The following is a 15,417-nucleotide window of genomic DNA, read 5'->3' on the forward strand; positions in this document are numbered from 1 at the left end:
CACCGCGCCGCAGAGTTGCCGGTCTGGCTGCACAGATACAATTGGCACCGTCCCCACGGGAGCCTAAAGTCCAAAACACCTATCAGTCGCCTCGCTCTAACCGAGGACAACCTGTTGAGGCTCCACAGCTAGCGCGATCGCGGAAGCGCCGGAAAAGCCGCGCCGGCATGCGCTGATCTATCTCGATCTCGACCAGTTCAAGCTGGTCAACGATACCTGCGGCCATGCCGCGGGCGATCAACTGCTGCGCCAGATTTCGTCGCTGCTCGCCAACGAATTGCCGCCCGGCGACATTCTGGCGAGACTCGGCGGCGACGAGTTCGGCGTGCTGCTTTTCGATTGCGACACCGATTGCGCCGTCGCCACCGCCGAAAGGTTGCGCGCCACGGTCCAGGATCTGCATTTTTCGTGGGAAGGGCGTCCCTTCAACATCAGCGTCAGCATCGGCATGGTCGAGATCGCCAATGTCGGCATGACGCTGGAAGAGGTGCTGCGAACCGCCGACGTCGCCTGCTACATGGCCAAGGAAAAGGGCCGCAACCGCGTCCAACTCCACAGCGAGGGCGACACCGCGCTGCGCGAGCGCTTCGGCGAGATGGCCTGGGTGCAGCGCCTGCATGCGGCGCTGGACGAGAACCGCTTCAGGCTGCATGCGCAGGAGATCGCGCCGCTGCGGGACGACATCGCCGAACAGGGCGCGCATATCGAAATCCTGCTCAGGCTGGCCGACGAGGACGGCAACTTCGTCACCCCGCAGAGCTTTATCCCGGCGGCGGAGCGCTACGGATTGATGCCGGCGATCGACCGCTGGGTGGTACGCAACACCTTCGCCACATTGGCGGCAAGGCTCGCCGATCCGCGCGCGACGCCGATCTCGACCTGCGCGATCAATCTCTCCGGCGCTACTTTCGGCGACGAGACCTTTCTCGGCTTCATGCGCGAGCAGTTCGCCGCGCACGCGATTGCGCCTGAAACGATCTGCCTGGAAATCACCGAGACCAGCGCGATCGCCAATCTCACCGAGGCCATGCGCTTCATTGCCGACCTGCGCGGGCTCGGCTGCCGTTTCGCGCTCGACGATTTCGGCTCCGGCATGTCGTCCTTCGCCTATCTGAAGCATTTGCCGGTCGACTACCTCAAGATCGACGGCAGCTTCGTCAAGGACATGCTCGACGACCGCATCGACCGCGCCATGGTCGAGATGATCCATCACATCGGCAAGGTGACGGGCAAACGCACCATCGCCGAATTCGTCGAAAGCGACGGCATCGTCGAAGCCTTGAAAGCGATCGGCGTCGACTATGCGCAGGGCTATGCCATTGCGAGACCGTGGCCATTCGATGCGGTCACGGTTCTGCGCGGCGCTAGGACAGACCGCGCTGTAGCCACGGACACCTGGGATACAGTGGCGCAGACGTTGCGCCGCAAGGCCGGCTAAAGCGCGTCGCGATCTTTCAGATTCGGTCCATGCGCTTTAGATTTTTGATTTTGCGCATGTCTTTATCCCGAAACCGGTTACCACTGCGGGAGACATGCATTAGTAGCCCGGCCCTCTAGGCGACCACCCCGCCCGCCTGCCGTTCCAACAGGATCGTCGGCTTGTCGTGATAGGTGGTGCGCAGGATTTCGCGATAACCGTTCTTCTCGGCCACCTTGAGCGAAGCGCCGTTTTCCGGATCGATGATGCAGACGGTTCGCGCCTGGCCGAACGCCTCGTCGGCCCAGGCGACGATCCGCCCGACGACTTCGCTCGCAAGCCCCCGACCATGCGCCTCCGAGGCCAGCGCCCAGCCGGCCTCCGGCACGCCCTCGAGTGATGGCTGGATGTCGCGCTTCAAGTCGTGGAAGCCCGCCTCGCCGATGAAGCGGCCCGTCGCCTTGTCCTCGATCGTCCAGAAGCCGTAGCCGATCAGCGACCACAGGCCGGCATGGCGAAGGAAGCGCATCCAGCTTTCCTCGCGCGTACGGGGCTTGCCGCCGATGAAACGGGTGACGGCGGGCTCCGCCCACATGGCGGCATAGGTTTCGAAATCGTCCAGCCGGTGCGGCCGCAAAATGGTGCGCCCCGTCTCGAGGACCGGCACGCCGGCTTCCGTTTTTATGCTCATGGTATTCCCTCGTTGAGGCGGCAGCGCTTAGCAAACCAGCGCGTTCGAACAAGGGCCAGCATCGACCGGGGTCATCCTCCAGCGGGAACCCGAGCACATCGATTGTCCACCGGCCGGCGGCCGCTTCGGTGTCTGGGAATTTCGAGTGACGATGCTACTCTTCGGGCACACGAATGAGCCACGCCGCCCAACGCAGGGAAACAACATGGACACCACTGATCTTGTATTGGCCATCATCCATCACCTCTTGGTGTTCTCGCTGGCCGGCATCATCGGCGCCGAATTCGTGCTTGTGCGCGGCGATCTGGGCGCGGCGACGCTCAAGCGCCTTGCCGGTATCGATCGCCACTACGGCATCATCGCGGCCCTGATCGTCATCGTCGGCATATGCCGGGTGTTCTTCGGTCTGAAGGGCTGGGAATTCTACGTCTACAATTGGGTGTTCTGGGCAAAGATGGCGGCCTTCGTCATCGTCGGCCTGCTGTCGATCGTTCCGACAGTGCGCTTCATCTCCTGGAGCCGCCAGGCCAGAGGCAATCCGTCCTTCTCCGTGCCGGGCGGGGAGTTAGCTTCGGTGAAGAACTATGTCCGCGCCGAGGGCTTCATCTTCCTGCTCATCCCGGTCTTTGCCGCGGCGATGGCGCGCGGCTACGGTTACTAAGCTTCAGCCGCAACCGCCTCCTTCAACGGTGCAATCTCCAGCAGCGGGGCCGGAATGTCGGTGGTCTTTTCCTTCGACTTGCAGATATCGGCAATGACGCAGGCCGGGCAATCGGGCTTGCGCGCCTTACAGACATAGCGGCCATGCAGGATCAGCCAGTGATGCGCGTGGCGCATGTACTCGGTTGGGATGACTTTCAGCAGCCCTTCTTCGACCTGTTCCGGTGTCTTGCCGGGCGCCAGGCCGATCCGGTTGCCGATGCGGAAAATATGGGTGTCGACCGCCATCGTATGCTGGCCGAAGGCGACGTTGAGCACGACATTGGCGGTCTTGCGCCCGACACCGGGCAGCTTCACCAGCTCGTCGCGCTCCTGCGGCACCTGGCCCGCATAGTCGTCGATCAGCGCCCTGGACAGCGCGATCACGTTCTTCGCCTTGTTGCGCCACAGACCGATGGTGCGGATGTAATCGCCGACCTTGGCCTCGCCGAGCGCCAGCATCTTGGCCGGCGTGTCGGCAACCGAAAACAACGCCTTGGTCGCCTTGTTGACGCCGGCGTCGGTCGCCTGCGCCGACAGCACCACCGCGATCAGCAGGGTGAAGGCGTTGACGTAGTCCAGTTCGCCTTTCGGCTCCGGCCGCTGCACGGAAAAGCGCCGGAAGATCTCATGCACCTCGGCGGGAGTGTAGAGCGAGCGTGAAGCCGCTTTTCGCGGCCGCCGGCCAGGCGCCGGGCCGCCGTCGGCAACGGCGGATCGAGGCTTTTTGACAGCTGTGGATTTTTTGGACTTGGGAGGCGCCATGTCCCTTCCTATAATATTCCCTCATGAGCGACACAAACGCCTCAGTCGAAGCCGACGAGCCATTTTTCCAGGCTCTGCTGACGCCGCATCGCTCGCTCGGCCGTACCGGCTTCCTGATTCTGATGGGCGCGCTTGTCTCCGGCTGGATCGTCACCGGCGCTTTTTTCCTGGCGCATGGCGCCTGGCCCGTGTTCGGTTTCTTCGGCCTCGACGTGATTGCCGTCTACATCGCCTTCCGCGCCAATTACCGGGCCGCGCGCGCCCGCGAGGAAATCTCGGTGTCGCGCACCAGCCTCGACATCCGCAAGACCGCACCTTCCGGCCGTTCGGAAGCGCATCGTTTCAATCCATTCTGGGCCAGGTTTTCGATCGCCCGCCATGCCGAGATCGGCATCACCAAAATGGCGGTGGAGGCGCAAGGCAAGAGCGTGTCGATCGGCGGTTTCCTCGATCCGGATTCCCGCGAGAGCTTTGCCACTGCCTTTTCGCGCGCGCTCGCTACCGCCAAGACGCGCTGACACCCAAACGTGTCAGAACCGATACCGCAGCAACCTGCCGACCTTGCGCATCGCTGGGATAAGCTTCCAGAGACCGACGAACAACCGCGCCGACCAGCCCAGGCGAGCGCCTTTCTCCGGCTTGTAGGACGGGATCTCGCCGATGAAGCGAAGTTTAGGCACCTCGCGCTCCAGGTCGCGCGGATCCTCGATGGCCCAAGAGACCTCGGCGCCTGTCGCCTTGATGGCCGGGCTGAGGCGCATCAGCTTCAGCCCAAAATTGCTATAGGCGTCTAAGATCAGCTCGCCGCCGGCAAGATGCGAGACAAGCCGCGCAAGCAATTGCGGCCCATCGTCGGCCGGAAGGTAGGGCGTCAACCCTTCGGCCACCACCATGGCGGGGCGGTTGCGCGGCACCTCAGCCAGCCATTCGGGTTCGGTCACCGACGAACCGATCAGATGGTAGCGCTCGCGCGGTGGATAGAGCCTGCGCCTGAGGTCGATGACATCGGGATAGTCGACATCGAACCAGTCCACGCTGCGCGGCGGATCGACCCGGAAAATGCGCGTGTCGAGCCCGCATCCGAGATGCAGCACGATCGCATCCGGATTTCTGGCGAGGAAATCCTCGACCTGGGCATCCAGCGTCGCTGCCCGAATGGCAAAGCCCAGGCCGAGATTGCCGTCGACCTTGAGTTTCGAGAAATCATAGTCGATCTTCTTCACGGCCTCGTCGGCGAAGCGATCCTGGAGCAGCGAATGCGGCAGCCGGCTTTCCAGCGCCTTGCCGTAGAGCGTCATCAGCAAGGTTTCCTTCGCCCCGGTCAGATCGACCTTTTCGCCGTCCATGATTGTCCTTTCGCCTCGAAGCCAGCTCTATCTGGGTGCCCGCGGCAGGAAGGCAAGTTTCGGGTGGAGGCAAGGCTCTGGAAGACCGATATTCGCGCTCAAGGAGATATTGCCATGAACGCTCAGATGACCATGAATACGCAGATGAAACCGACCGCGATCCTTCAGAGCGACATCACGCCGGAAGGCAGCGACTACGACGTCGTGCGCCGCGCCATCGAGAAGATCAGCCTCGACTATCGCGACCAGCCCTCGCTGGAGGTCCTGGCCGAGGAAGTCGGCGAGACGCCGACCGGCCTGCAGAAGCTATTCACGCGCTGGGCCGGCCTGTCGCCGAAAGCCTTCCTGCAGGCGGTGACGCTCGACCATGCGCGCAGGCTGCTCGATTCCGGCATGCCGCTGCTGGAGACCTCGTTTGAGCTCGGCATGTCCGGCCCCGGCCGGCTGCACGACCTCTTCGTCACCCATGAGGCGATGTCGCCCGGCGACTACAAGACGCGGGGCGCCGGGCTGACCATCCGCTACGGCTACCACATCTCACCTTTTGGCATCGCGCTGATCATGGTCACCGACCGTGGCCTCGCCGGCCTCGCCTTCTGTGACGCCGGCGGCGAACGGACAGCCTTCGCCGACATGTCCGGCCGCTGGCCGAACGCGACTTACGTCGAGGACATGTCCGCCACGCAGCCCTATGCCGCGCGGGTCTTCGACCCGACGCAATGGCGCGCCGACCAGCCGCTGCGCGTGGTGATGATCGGCACGGATTTCCAGCTTCGTGTCTGGGAAGCCTTGCTGCGCATTCCGATGGGCAAGGCCTGCACCTATTCCTCTATCGCGGCCAGTATCGGCCATCCCACCGCCAGCCGGGCCGTGGGCGCGGCGGTGGGCGCCAACCCGATGTCCTTCGTGGTGCCCTGCCATCGCGCTCTCGGCAAATCCGGCGCGCTCACCGGCTACCATTGGGGCCTGACGCGCAAGCGCGCCATCCTTGGCTGGGAAGCCGGACAGGTGTCCTGAAACAATCGATTTTTTCGCATCCCATTGCGAAAAACCGCCTATCGTAATATAAATCGGTACAGCGTGAACAAACAGACTGACCTATTGAGGGAATGCAACCGGTGACAACCTATGGTTATCGCCGGTTTTCTTTTAAGTTGCTTCCCGATATTATTTCACTTAACGCTAAATTAACCACGATAAAGGGAAGATGACCCCTACTACATTGAGCCGCAACATCCGGCTCGAAAGAGGGGTCTCAATGAAGTTCTTTCGCGCCGCCATGGCTGCGAGCTTGCTGGCCGCTTGCACTGGCCAGACGGCATCGGCCGCCACCGGAAACGTGCTCTTCAACGGCACGATCACCGCGACCTGCACGATCACGATCAATTCCAACGGCACGATGACCGTCAGCAGCAATCTTCAGTCGCTGAGCTCGCACAATGCCGGCGGATCCGCCGGCAGCGCGCAAGTGGATACCACGGGCGGCGTCTCGCTCAGCGTCGACCCGGTGACCACGACGACCGTGCCGGCCTCGGACACCACGGCCACGACATGGACTCCGACCTTCGCCACCTCCGGCGCTCAGACGATTGCCGAAACCGGCACCGCGACGGCGCTGACGGTGCCGGGCACATCGACGGTCGCGGTCAATCTTGCCGGCACCAAGAGCGGCACTAACCGCTTCTCCGCCGGCAACTACCAGGCAACGGTGACGCTGCGCTGCGAATAGTCCTCTCGCGAAAGGAGCGGTCCTTGAGAACGATTGCAATGCTGGCGGCGGGCTTGACCGTCGCGCTGTCACCTGTCGCGGCGACCAGCCAGTCGATGACGCCGATGCGGGGCGAGGTGCGATCCTTCACCGATGCCTTCGCCGTCCGCGTCTTCCCCGGCAACCCGTACAACCAGCGCATTCGCGTCGAGGTCCATGTCTATGACCAGGATTTCCAGCCGGTCGCGGCCAGGATCACGCCGAGCGCCTTCCTTCTGGCCGGCCAGGCGTCGCGCCCTGTCCTGGTGGTCGTCCCGTTCGACGGCGCGAACGAGCGTAAAGTGCGTATCTGTACCGAGAGTATCCCCTTTCCAAGCGAGCAGACCCAGATAAGGGCACAGATATGCGGAAAGTTCTTCGGGCATCGCAGGTTCTGACCTTGTCCTTGCTGCCCGCCCTGGCTGCCGTCAGTCAGGGGCTTGCCGAGGATATCCTGAACCTCAACCAGAACCAGACCGGTTTCAGCCTGCCCGGCGTGACCTTGCCTCAGGGCCAGGACGAAGTGCATGCCAGCGACGGCACGACCTGCCGCTCGGCCGTTTCCGGCAGCGGCGCCTATCTCGACCTCGGCATCATCCGCGGCAACAACTCGAGCAACCAGGCCAACAGCGACATCGCCACTTATGGCCGCGTGGTGATCCCGATCGGGCGGACGCCGAAACGCGTCGATTGCAGCCGCCTCTACGAGCTGGAGGTCGAGCGCCTGCAGCTTGAATTGAAACTGCTCAAAATGGGCCTCGGCGCCGATGGCCAGACGACGGGGAGTGTGGCCGCCTCCACACCCCAGGGCCCCGCGCCCCAGCCCAGCGCGGCCCAAGTCAGCCCGGCCCAAGCCAGCGCGGCCCAGGTTAAATCAGCAGGGTGGGCTAATGAAGGCTGGAGCATCAGAGGCACGACCGGCAATGAGAAGAAAAAGAAGCGGAAATAGCCGCGCGCTGTTGGCGATAGCAGCGCTTGCCGGCTTCTGTCTCCCGGCTCAGGCGGCGATCGTCGGCACCTGCACGATCATGATCGGCGCCTCGGGGACGATGAAATCGAACCCCGCCATCAACATCCTCGGTTCCAAGCAGGCTGGCGGATCGAGCGCCGGCGCCACGATCACCGCAAGCTCGCTTCTGTGCACCATCCTCAACTTGCTGGACTGCTTCTCCGTCTCCGCGCCGGCGCCGATCGCCTTCACCTCGGCGCCGAGCGGCGGCGACACCAACGTCACTTTCGCCACCGTCTTTCGTCTCGACGGCTCGGGAGCGGACATACCGGGCAGTTCGCCGCAACGGGTGACCAACGGAACCCACACCATCCAGGTCGATCTCACCGCCACCAAATCGCCCGGCATCTTCCCGGCAGGCAACTATCAGGGCACGGTCACGGTCCGCTGCGAATGATGCCTGTGGGCCAAAGGTTCGCACAACCGGCATGATCTGGCGACCGGCGTTCTTTGCAGCTAGAGCAATTCCACGAAAAGTGTGAAACGGTTTTCCGTCCGGAATTGCGTCAAAACAAATAGCTAGAGCAGCTTGCCGTTTCCGTGAAACGGCAAGCTGCTCTAGCTTCCCGCGCAATCGATTGTGTAAAAGCAAACACTTGGGGTAGCTCGACCTTCAATCGAGGGCAGCACCGTCCCCGCAGGAGGCACTTCTTGATCATCGTCGTCGGCTCGATCAACCTCGACCTCATCGCCAATGTCGACCGCTTGCCGGAACCCGGCGAGACGGTGCGCGGCTCGAGCTTTGCCACCGCGCCCGGCGGCAAGGGCGCCAATCAGGCATTGGCCGCGGCGCGCGCCGGCGCGCAGGTGCGCATGGTGGGCGCGGTCGGCAAGGATAGCTTTGCCGCCGACGCGCTCGCGCTGCTGAGGGCCGGCAATGTCGATCTCTCCGGTGTCGGACAAAGCTTCGCCTCCACCGGCACGGCCTTGATCCTGGTCGGCGCCGACGGCGAAAACGTCATCGCCGTCGTGCCGGGCGCCAATGACTCGGTGGTGCCGGGCGATATTGCCAAGGCCTATCTCAAAAAGGGCGATGTCGTGCTTTTGCAGCATGAGATCCCGCTCCAGACGGTCGAGGCCACGCTTGATGCGGCGCGCGCCGCGGGTGCCGTCAGCGTGCTCAACACCGCCCCCTTCCGCGCCGAAGCGGCCGGCTTCGTCGGTAAGGCCGACTATGCCGTCGCCAACGAAACCGAGTTCGATCTCTATGGCGAGGCGCTGGCGCTTTCGGGGCGTGACCGCCCCGCCCGTATGCGCGACTTTGCCCAAAAGACCGGCCGCGCCATCGTCGTCACGCTGGGTGGCGACGGCGTGCTCGCCGCCACACCGGACGATTTCCTCACCATTCCGGCGCTGAAGATCACCCCGGTCGACACGGTCGGCGCCGGCGACACCTTCTGCGGTTATTTCGGCGCCGGCCTGTCGTCCGGCCTGTCGCTTCGCGAAGCGCTCACCCGTGCCGCCGCGGCCGGCTCGCTCGCCTGCCTGAAGCCCGGCGCGCAGCCGGCGATCCCGCTGGGCAAGGATGTCGACGCGGCTTTGGCGGGCAAGCGCTAAACCATGCGTCCCGTCACAAAACATGCCGTGCCGCCGGCCGGCGATATCTGCCGCCTCTCCGCCGTCCAGCTCGCCGACAGGATCAGGCAGCGACAACTCTCGGTACGTGAAGTCGTCGGCGCTTTCCTTGACCGTATCGACGCGGTGAACCCGCTGGTCAACGCCATCGTTTCGCTGCGTGAGCGCGCCGACATCCTGGCCGAGGCCGACAGCGCCGATGCTCATCTGGCGCGGGGCGGCGAGGCCGGATCGCTGTTCGGCCTGCCCATCGCCATCAAGGACCTAGCTCAGACCAAGGGGCTCAGGACCACTTTCGGCTCGCCGATTTTCGCCGACTTCGTCCCCGATATGGACGATTTCTTCGTCGAGCGCATCCGCAAGGCCGGCGCCATCATCATCGGCAAGACCAATGTCCCGGAATTCGGCCTTGGCTCCAACACCTACAACCCGGTCTTCGGGCCGACCCTCAACGCCTTCGATCCGGCGCTGACCGCCGGCGGCTCCAGCGGCGGAGCGGCGGTGGCGCTGGCACTTGACATGGTGCCCGTTGCCGACGGCAGCGACTTCGGCGGCTCACTGCGCAATCCGGCCGCCTACAACAACGTCTACGGCTTCCGCCCCTCGCAAGGGCTTGTGCCCGCCGGCCCGGACTTCGATGTCTTCCACGCGCAGATGGGCGTCGAAGGGCCGATGGGCCGTAACATTCGCGACATCGCGCTGCTGCTCGACGAGCAGGCCGGCTATCACCCGCAGGCGCCGCTGTCGCATGCCAAGGAAGGCTCGTTCCTCGACGGCTTGCAGACGAAAGCGTCCGGCGGCCGCGTCGCCTGGCTGGGCGACCTCGACGGCCATCTGCCGACGGAACCGGGCGTGCTCGACCTTTGCGAGGCCGCGCTTGCCCGCTTCGCCGGCGCATCATTCGAAAGCGAAGCGCTGGTGCCGGATGTCGACTTCGAGGCGCTGTGGCAGGCCTTTGTCACCTTGCGCCAGTCAAGCAGCGGCTGCGGGCTGAAGGCGCATTACGACGATCCGGCGAAACGGAAGCTTCTGAAGCCTGAGGCCATCTGGGAAGTGGAACAGGCAATGCGCCTCACCGCGCCGCAGATCCACGCCGCAACCGTCCGGCGCACGTCTTGGCACCGGACGCTGCTGTCGCTGTTCGAGCGCTTCGACCTCATCGCCCTGCCGACCGCGCAGGTCTTTCCCTTCGACGTCTCGACCCATTGGCCGCGTGAGGTCGCTGGTCGGGCCATGGACAGCTATCACCGCTGGATGCAGGTCTCGGCCTTCGCCACGCTGGGCGGCTGCCCGGCGCTCAGCGTGCCGGCCGGCTTCGACGAAAAGGGCCGGCCGATGGGCATGCAGCTCATCGGGCGCCCGCGCGGCGACCTCGGCGTGCTCAAGGCCGGCGCCGCCTATGAGGCGACGCTGCCATGGAAGGTGGGAGCTGCGTGACGGGCCGCCCTGCCCTGCCAGCTTGCGCCAGCGTCAATCCCGTGCATTGATCGCGCTCCGCCCAAGTCGGCGCCGTCCTGTTCGAGGGAAATCATGTCGCTGGAACTCTACGCCACCTATGTCGTCGCCTGCATCGTCATCATCCTGGTGCCGGGGCCGACCGTCACGCTGATCATCGCCAACAGCATCCGCCACGGTTCGCGCGCCGGCTTGGCCAACGTGGCCGGCACCCAGGCCGGCCTTGCCATCATGATCGCCATCGTCGGCATCGGCCTCAACACGCTGATCGCCGGCATGGGCCACTGGTTCGAATGGGTGCGGCTGCTCGGCGCCGCCTATCTGATCTGGATGGGCGTGCAGATGTTCCGCGCCAAAGGCGCGCTCAACCCCGACGGCTCCGCCAAAAAGCCGCGCGGTGGCTTCTTCCTGCAGGGGTTTCTGGTGGCGATCTCCAATCCGAAGACGCTTGTCTTCTTCGGCGCCTTCTTCCCGCAGTTCATCGCGCCGCAGGGCAACTATACGCTGCAGATCGTGGTGATGGGCCTGACCGCCATGATCTTCGCCGCCATGTCGGACTCGACCTACGCGCTTGCCGCGGGCCGCGCCGGGCGGCTGCTGTCGGCCAGCCGTGTCAGGCTGATGTCGCGCATCAGCGGCAGTTTTCTCGTCGGCGGCGGGCTGTGGCTGGCGTTCTCCAAGGCGAAGTAATGGTGACCGGAAGCCGAGGCAAAAAAGTACTTTGCCGCAGCGGAAAGGCGGATTGAAAGTCCGCCCTCCCCTCTCCACATGAACCGAAAGCAGGGGATTCATGGTGGTGTCGTGGGCTTATGCCGATTTGAAGAAGAACGCGTTCGGCGCGATTCTGATCGCTAGTCTGCTCGCTCTGGTTCCGCCAGCCGTGACTGGCTGGACCAATGCTGCGGCCCCAATACAATCGGTCGCCGCGATCGGTGCAACGATCAAAAGTGCCCAGTGGGGACAGGGCCGCATCAACTATGTGCTTTTGCTGGACGACGGCTCATCCGTTCTCGTCGACGATGATCGTCTGCATGTGATCGGCTCACATATCGGCATCGAGCGCGTCAGCCGCGAAAACGGGTTCGTCTTCTACCGCTTCCCGGAATGAGCGACCGCATGGGGCAAACAGGGATTTCGCTTCGGCATCGCCTGCTTCTGTTCACGGAAGTCTACCGCGATACAGTTATTTCAGCCGCATGCTTAGGCGTTTTTACATTGGTCGCCATTGGCTACGTCGCGCAGATGGAAGCCAATCCGGTCGTTGCAATGCAGCGCATAACGGGCGTGATCGAATCCATCAGGGTGCCGATCGATCCGAACGGTAGCGCTGGTCGCGCGCTTCACTACACCTACGATGTCCGTCTCGACGACAACAGGCGCTTATATTCATCGACGACGATGTTGGAACACCCCATCCCGTGGGCTCGGCGCTCCTTCTCGAACGCCAGCACCACAAGAGCGACGCCGACACCTACCGATTGCTCGATGGGTGACGTTCCCTCGCCCCGTTTACGGGGAGAGGGTGGTTGCGAAGCGACCGGGTGAGGGGCAGCGCCAGAGTTGCGAGCAATACCGGGAGAAGGAAGCTTTCAGAGCCGCCCCAGCCTCTCCGACAGCAGCGCGAAGAAGCCGTCATGGTCGATGTCGCGCATCACCATGGCGTTCTTCTCGCGCTTGGTGACGCCCCACCAGTCGATCACCGTCATGCCCATGGTGAGCTCCGACGAGGTCTCGACGCTGACATTGCAGCGGCGGCCCTTGAACAGCTCCGGCTTGAGAAGATAGGCGATCACGCACGGATCGTGCAGCGGCCCGCCATCGGTGCCGTATTTTTCCTCGTCATAGCGCTCGAAGAATTCCAGCATGTCGGCGGTCGCGGTGCCGACCTTGGTGCCGAGCTGGCGGAAGGCCTGGATACGCTTGGACGTGGTCAGCGCCTTGTGGGTGACGTCGAGCGGCATCATCACGATCGGAATGCCCGATTTGAACACCACATCGGCCGCCTGCGGGTCGACATAGATGTTGAATTCGGCGGCCGGCGTGACGTTGCCGCCCTCGAAGAAGCCGCCGCCCATCAAGACGATTTCCTTGATGCGCGGCGCGATCCTGGGCTCGCGGATCAACGCCAGCGCGATGTTGGTGAGCGGTCCGAGCGGGCAAAGCGTGATCGTGCCGCTTTCCTCGCGCATCAGCGTCTCGACGATGAAATCGACGGCATATTGTTCCTGCAACGGCATGGTCGGCTCAGGCAGTTGCGGGCCGTTCAGGCCGGTCTTGCCATGCACTTCCTCGGCGGTGACGAGCTGGCGTGCCAGCGGACGGATGGCGCCGGCATAGACCTTGATGTCGGGCCGGCCGGCCAGCTCACAGATCTTGCGGGCGTTGTTCTGGGTCAGCTTCAGCGGCACGTTGCCTGCAACTGCGGTGATACCGACGATCTCCAGCTCGGAACTGCCGAGCGCCAGCAATATGGCGACGGCGTCGTCCTGGCCGGGATCCGTGTCGATGATGATCTTTCTGGACTGGGGCATTTCAATTCCTTTTGGGAGTCTTTTTGGGCGGGGTCTTAATGGCTTGAAGTTGATCGCGCGGCGGACCATATCAAGACCATCGGGAAAAATGCCATCCGGGTTTTTCCAGTTTGTGTCGCTCCTTAGAGGACAGTGTAACAATGTCTCGAATGACGCCCTTCTCCAGCCCGCTTCTTCTGGGTTTCGATGCCATGGAAAAGACGCTCGAGCGTCTGGCGAAGTCGGGCGACAGCTATCCTCCCTACAACATCGAGCGCCTCGGCGCCGCTGACGGCAAGGCCGAAAGGCTGCGTATCACGCTGGCCGTGGCGGGCTTCGCCGAAAGCGACCTCGATGTCACCACGGAGGAAAACCAGCTGATCGTGCGCGGCCGCCAGAGCGACGACACCGAGCGCGAATTCCTCCATCGCGGCATCGCCGCGCGCCAGTTCCAGCGCTGTTTCGTGCTGGCCGACGGCATGCGGGTGATCGCGGCGGAACTGAAGAACGGCCTGCTGTCGATCGATCTTGATCGGCCGGAGGCCGAGCGGCTGGTACGGAAAATAAACATATCGGTGAAAGACTGATCTTCGCCGATGGCTCTGTGCGAGGCGGCCAATCCTGGCGTCCTCGCGCCAAGGAGGCTTGAAATGACCAGAACTGATGAAGTGAACACCATGACCAGCGGCGAACTCGCCCATCTCGGCGAGGGTTCGGTCGCTTATCTCAGGAAAGTGTCGAGCGACGACCTGCGCGGCCGCTTCCCCGGTCTCGAGGAAATCGCGCCCGGCATGGAGCTGTGGGCGCTGTTTGCCGCCAACGGCCAGCCGATCCTGCTTTCCGATGCCCGCGACCGGGCGCTGGCGGGTGCACTGGAGAACGACCTGACGACCGTCGCCATTCACTAACGCGACTGTGACGTCTGGAATGGAAAGGGCCGCCTGCGGCGGCCCTTGGAAGCTTTAATCCAAAAACTTAGCTTGGTCGAGAAATTCAGGCCGCGTGCGAGGCCTGCGTGTCCGACAGCAGCGCGTGGATCGCCACTGCGTCGCGCGTGCCCCTGATCTTGGCGACCGTGTCGGCATCGCGCAGCACGCGCGCGATGCGCGACAGCGCCTTCAAATGGTCGGCGCCGGCACCCTCGGGCGCCAGCAGCAAAAACACCAGGTCGACCGGCTGGTCGTCCAGCGCCTCGAAATCGACCGGCGTTTCCAGCCGGGCGAAGACGCCCGCGATCCGCTTCACGCCGGCGAGCTTGCCGTGCGGGATGGCGATGCCATTGCCGACACCGGTCGAACCCAGCCGCTCGCGCTGCAGGATGGTGTCGAATACCTCCCGCTCCGGAATCCCCGAAATCGCCGCGGCCCTCTCCGACAGCAATTGCAGAAGCTGCTTTTTGGAATTCGCCTTCAACGCCGGCATGATCGCCGGGACGCTGATGAGATCACTGAGATCCATGCTTGAAAAATCCCTTGCTCGCCTTGCCGCGCCAGTCGTCGCCCCCTCGCGCGGCTGGCTTTTATCCCTGCGCGACTTTGGTCGTCGACGGATCGATCCAGCCGATATTGCCATCCGGCCGGCGGTAGACGATGTTGAGATGGTCGGTTCCGGCGTTGCGGAACAGGAAAACCGGGCTGTCGCTGTTGTCGAGCTCGATGACGGCCGACGCCACCGACATGGTCCGCAGCGTCATGCTTGATTCGGCGACGATGGCCGGAGCGAAATCCTCCGGAATCTCTTCCTCATCATCGGTAAGAGGCGCCATCACGGTGTAGGCGATGTCGGTCGGCTCCTCGCCATTGCCGTTGCCGGCATTGCGCGACTTCAGCCGGCGCTTGTAGCGCCGCAGACGCGTTTCCAGGCGGTCGGCCGCCGCTTCGAAGGCGAGCGTCGGGTCCTGGGCGTCGCCGGTCGCCTGCAGCGAAGCGCCGGAATCGAGCCGGACCATGCAGTCGGCGGAGAAACGCGACCCCGATTTGATGACCGTGACATGTCCTGAAAAACCCCGATCGAAATATTTCTCGATCGCCTCGCCGACACGGTCGTTGATGCGCGTACGAAACGCATCGCCGATGTCCATGTGTTTTCCCGAAATGCGTAGATTCATCTGAAAACTGACCTTCCTTGCTCAGGCTTCAAACTGGTCCCGAGTTTATACCCGTGGTGCGCGCGCACAAGCTTCGCAGCGGCATGCGCGCCGATT

21 protein-coding genes and 1 pseudogene are annotated in these 15,417 nt (G+C 63.5%); 16 read left to right on the forward strand and 6 right to left on the reverse strand.

The features are described from left to right. Positions 1-132, forward strand: a pseudogene (locus tag EN869_RS03725) (IS481 family transposase); the annotation flags it as partial. 4 nt (positions 133-136) lie between these two features. Continuing rightward, complete coding sequence (locus EN869_RS03730) at positions 137-1,438, forward strand: EAL domain-containing protein (RefSeq protein ID WP_281015760.1); 1,302 nt, start codon at positions 137-139, stop codon at positions 1,436-1,438. A gap of 115 nt (positions 1,439-1,553) precedes the next feature. On the opposite strand, the gene EN869_RS03735 is transcribed toward EN869_RS03730, so the two are convergent. Then, the gene (locus tag EN869_RS03735; protein ID WP_127230891.1) at positions 1,554-2,108 is read right to left on the reverse strand and encodes a GNAT family N-acetyltransferase; all 555 of its coding nucleotides are present in this window, start codon (positions 2,106-2,108) and stop codon (positions 1,554-1,556) included. Between the two features lie 205 nt (positions 2,109-2,313). Between EN869_RS03735 and EN869_RS03740 the strand changes: the two genes are divergently transcribed. Then, on the forward strand, positions 2,314-2,769 hold the full coding sequence (locus EN869_RS03740) for a DUF2214 family protein (RefSeq protein ID WP_127230890.1): 456 nt from the start codon (positions 2,314-2,316) through the stop codon (positions 2,767-2,769). Here EN869_RS03740 and nth read toward each other — a convergent pair. Then, positions 2,766-3,572: an endonuclease III gene (nth, locus tag EN869_RS03745; RefSeq protein ID WP_127230889.1), complete on the reverse strand. Its 807-nt coding sequence runs from the start codon at positions 3,570-3,572 to the stop codon at positions 2,766-2,768. The two genes, EN869_RS03740 and nth, sit on opposite strands and share 4 nt — an antisense overlap. A gap of 23 nt (positions 3,573-3,595) precedes the next feature. On the opposite strand from nth, the gene EN869_RS03750 reads away from it, so the two are divergent. After that, a complete protein-coding gene (locus EN869_RS03750; RefSeq protein ID WP_127230888.1) occupies positions 3,596-4,090 on the forward strand; it encodes a DUF2244 domain-containing protein in 495 nt (164 codons plus the stop codon). Between the two features lie 12 nt (positions 4,091-4,102). On the opposite strand, the gene EN869_RS03755 is transcribed toward EN869_RS03750, so the two are convergent. Further along, a complete protein-coding gene (locus EN869_RS03755) occupies positions 4,103-4,918 on the reverse strand; it encodes a class I SAM-dependent methyltransferase (protein ID WP_127230887.1) in 816 nt (271 codons plus the stop codon). A gap of 114 nt (positions 4,919-5,032) precedes the next feature. Here EN869_RS03755 and EN869_RS03760 point away from each other — a divergent pair, with 114 nt between their 5' ends. The 10 genes from EN869_RS03760 (at position 5,033) to EN869_RS03805 (ending at position 12,249) form a co-directional block, all read left to right on the forward strand. Beyond that, positions 5,033-5,935, forward strand: coding sequence for a methylated-DNA--[protein]-cysteine S-methyltransferase (locus EN869_RS03760; RefSeq protein WP_167506938.1), 903 nt, complete (start codon positions 5,033-5,035; stop codon positions 5,933-5,935). Positions 5,936-6,176: 241 nt separating this feature from the next. Further along, a complete protein-coding gene (locus EN869_RS03765) occupies positions 6,177-6,647 on the forward strand; it encodes a hypothetical protein (RefSeq protein ID WP_127230886.1) in 471 nt (156 codons plus the stop codon). A 23-nt stretch (positions 6,648-6,670) separates the two neighbouring features. Further along, on the forward strand, positions 6,671-7,063 hold the full coding sequence (locus tag EN869_RS03770; RefSeq protein WP_127230885.1) for a hypothetical protein: 393 nt from the start codon (positions 6,671-6,673) through the stop codon (positions 7,061-7,063). Then, complete coding sequence (locus tag EN869_RS03775) at positions 7,030-7,614, forward strand: hypothetical protein (protein ID WP_127230884.1); 585 nt, start codon at positions 7,030-7,032, stop codon at positions 7,612-7,614. The genes EN869_RS03770 and EN869_RS03775 overlap by 34 nt, the downstream gene beginning before the upstream one ends. Next, complete coding sequence (locus tag EN869_RS03780) at positions 7,589-8,071, forward strand: hypothetical protein (protein WP_167506939.1); 483 nt, start codon at positions 7,589-7,591, stop codon at positions 8,069-8,071. The genes EN869_RS03775 and EN869_RS03780 overlap by 26 nt, the downstream gene beginning before the upstream one ends. 254 nt (positions 8,072-8,325) lie before the next feature. Continuing rightward, entirely contained in the window at positions 8,326-9,231 is a 906-nt protein-coding gene (locus EN869_RS03785) for a ribokinase (RefSeq protein ID WP_127224998.1), read from the forward strand. Positions 9,232-9,234: 3 nt separating this feature from the next. Next, complete coding sequence (locus EN869_RS03790) at positions 9,235-10,686, forward strand: amidase (protein ID WP_127224999.1); 1,452 nt, start codon at positions 9,235-9,237, stop codon at positions 10,684-10,686. Between the two features lie 93 nt (positions 10,687-10,779). Further along, entirely contained in the window at positions 10,780-11,394 is a 615-nt protein-coding gene (locus EN869_RS03795) for a LysE family translocator (protein ID WP_127225000.1), read from the forward strand. Between the two features lie 100 nt (positions 11,395-11,494). Next, on the forward strand, positions 11,495-11,812 hold the full coding sequence (locus EN869_RS03800; protein WP_127225001.1) for a hypothetical protein: 318 nt from the start codon (positions 11,495-11,497) through the stop codon (positions 11,810-11,812). Continuing rightward, positions 11,809-12,249: a hypothetical protein gene (locus EN869_RS03805; RefSeq protein ID WP_167506940.1), complete on the forward strand. Its 441-nt coding sequence runs from the start codon at positions 11,809-11,811 to the stop codon at positions 12,247-12,249. The genes EN869_RS03800 and EN869_RS03805 overlap by 4 nt, the downstream gene beginning before the upstream one ends. Positions 12,250-12,293: 44 nt before the next feature. Here the strand turns inward: EN869_RS03805 and EN869_RS03810 are convergent, their stop codons facing one another. Further along, on the reverse strand, positions 12,294-13,235 hold the full coding sequence (locus tag EN869_RS03810) for a nucleoside hydrolase (protein ID WP_127225002.1): 942 nt from the start codon (positions 13,233-13,235) through the stop codon (positions 12,294-12,296). Between the two features lie 140 nt (positions 13,236-13,375). Between EN869_RS03810 and EN869_RS03815 the strand changes: the two genes are divergently transcribed. Continuing rightward, positions 13,376-13,801 (forward strand): Hsp20 family protein, encoded by a 426-nt coding sequence (locus EN869_RS03815; RefSeq protein ID WP_127225003.1) that lies wholly within the window; start codon positions 13,376-13,378, stop codon positions 13,799-13,801. A gap of 63 nt (positions 13,802-13,864) precedes the next feature. Continuing rightward, entirely contained in the window at positions 13,865-14,122 is a 258-nt protein-coding gene (locus EN869_RS03820; RefSeq protein ID WP_112096587.1) for a DUF1150 family protein, read from the forward strand. 85 nt (positions 14,123-14,207) lie between these two features. Here the strand turns inward: EN869_RS03820 and ptsN are convergent, their stop codons facing one another. Then, complete coding sequence (gene ptsN, locus EN869_RS03825; protein ID WP_042641064.1) at positions 14,208-14,672, reverse strand: PTS IIA-like nitrogen regulatory protein PtsN; 465 nt, start codon at positions 14,670-14,672, stop codon at positions 14,208-14,210. 61 nt (positions 14,673-14,733) lie between these two features. Beyond that, on the reverse strand, positions 14,734-15,321 hold the full coding sequence (raiA, locus tag EN869_RS03830) for a ribosome-associated translation inhibitor RaiA (RefSeq protein ID WP_127225004.1): 588 nt from the start codon (positions 15,319-15,321) through the stop codon (positions 14,734-14,736). Positions 15,322-15,417: the final 96 nt, after the last annotated feature.

Source organism: Mesorhizobium sp. M2D.F.Ca.ET.226.01.1.1 (genome assembly GCF_004022705.2).
Classification (GTDB): Bacteria; Pseudomonadota; Alphaproteobacteria; order Rhizobiales; family Rhizobiaceae; genus Mesorhizobium.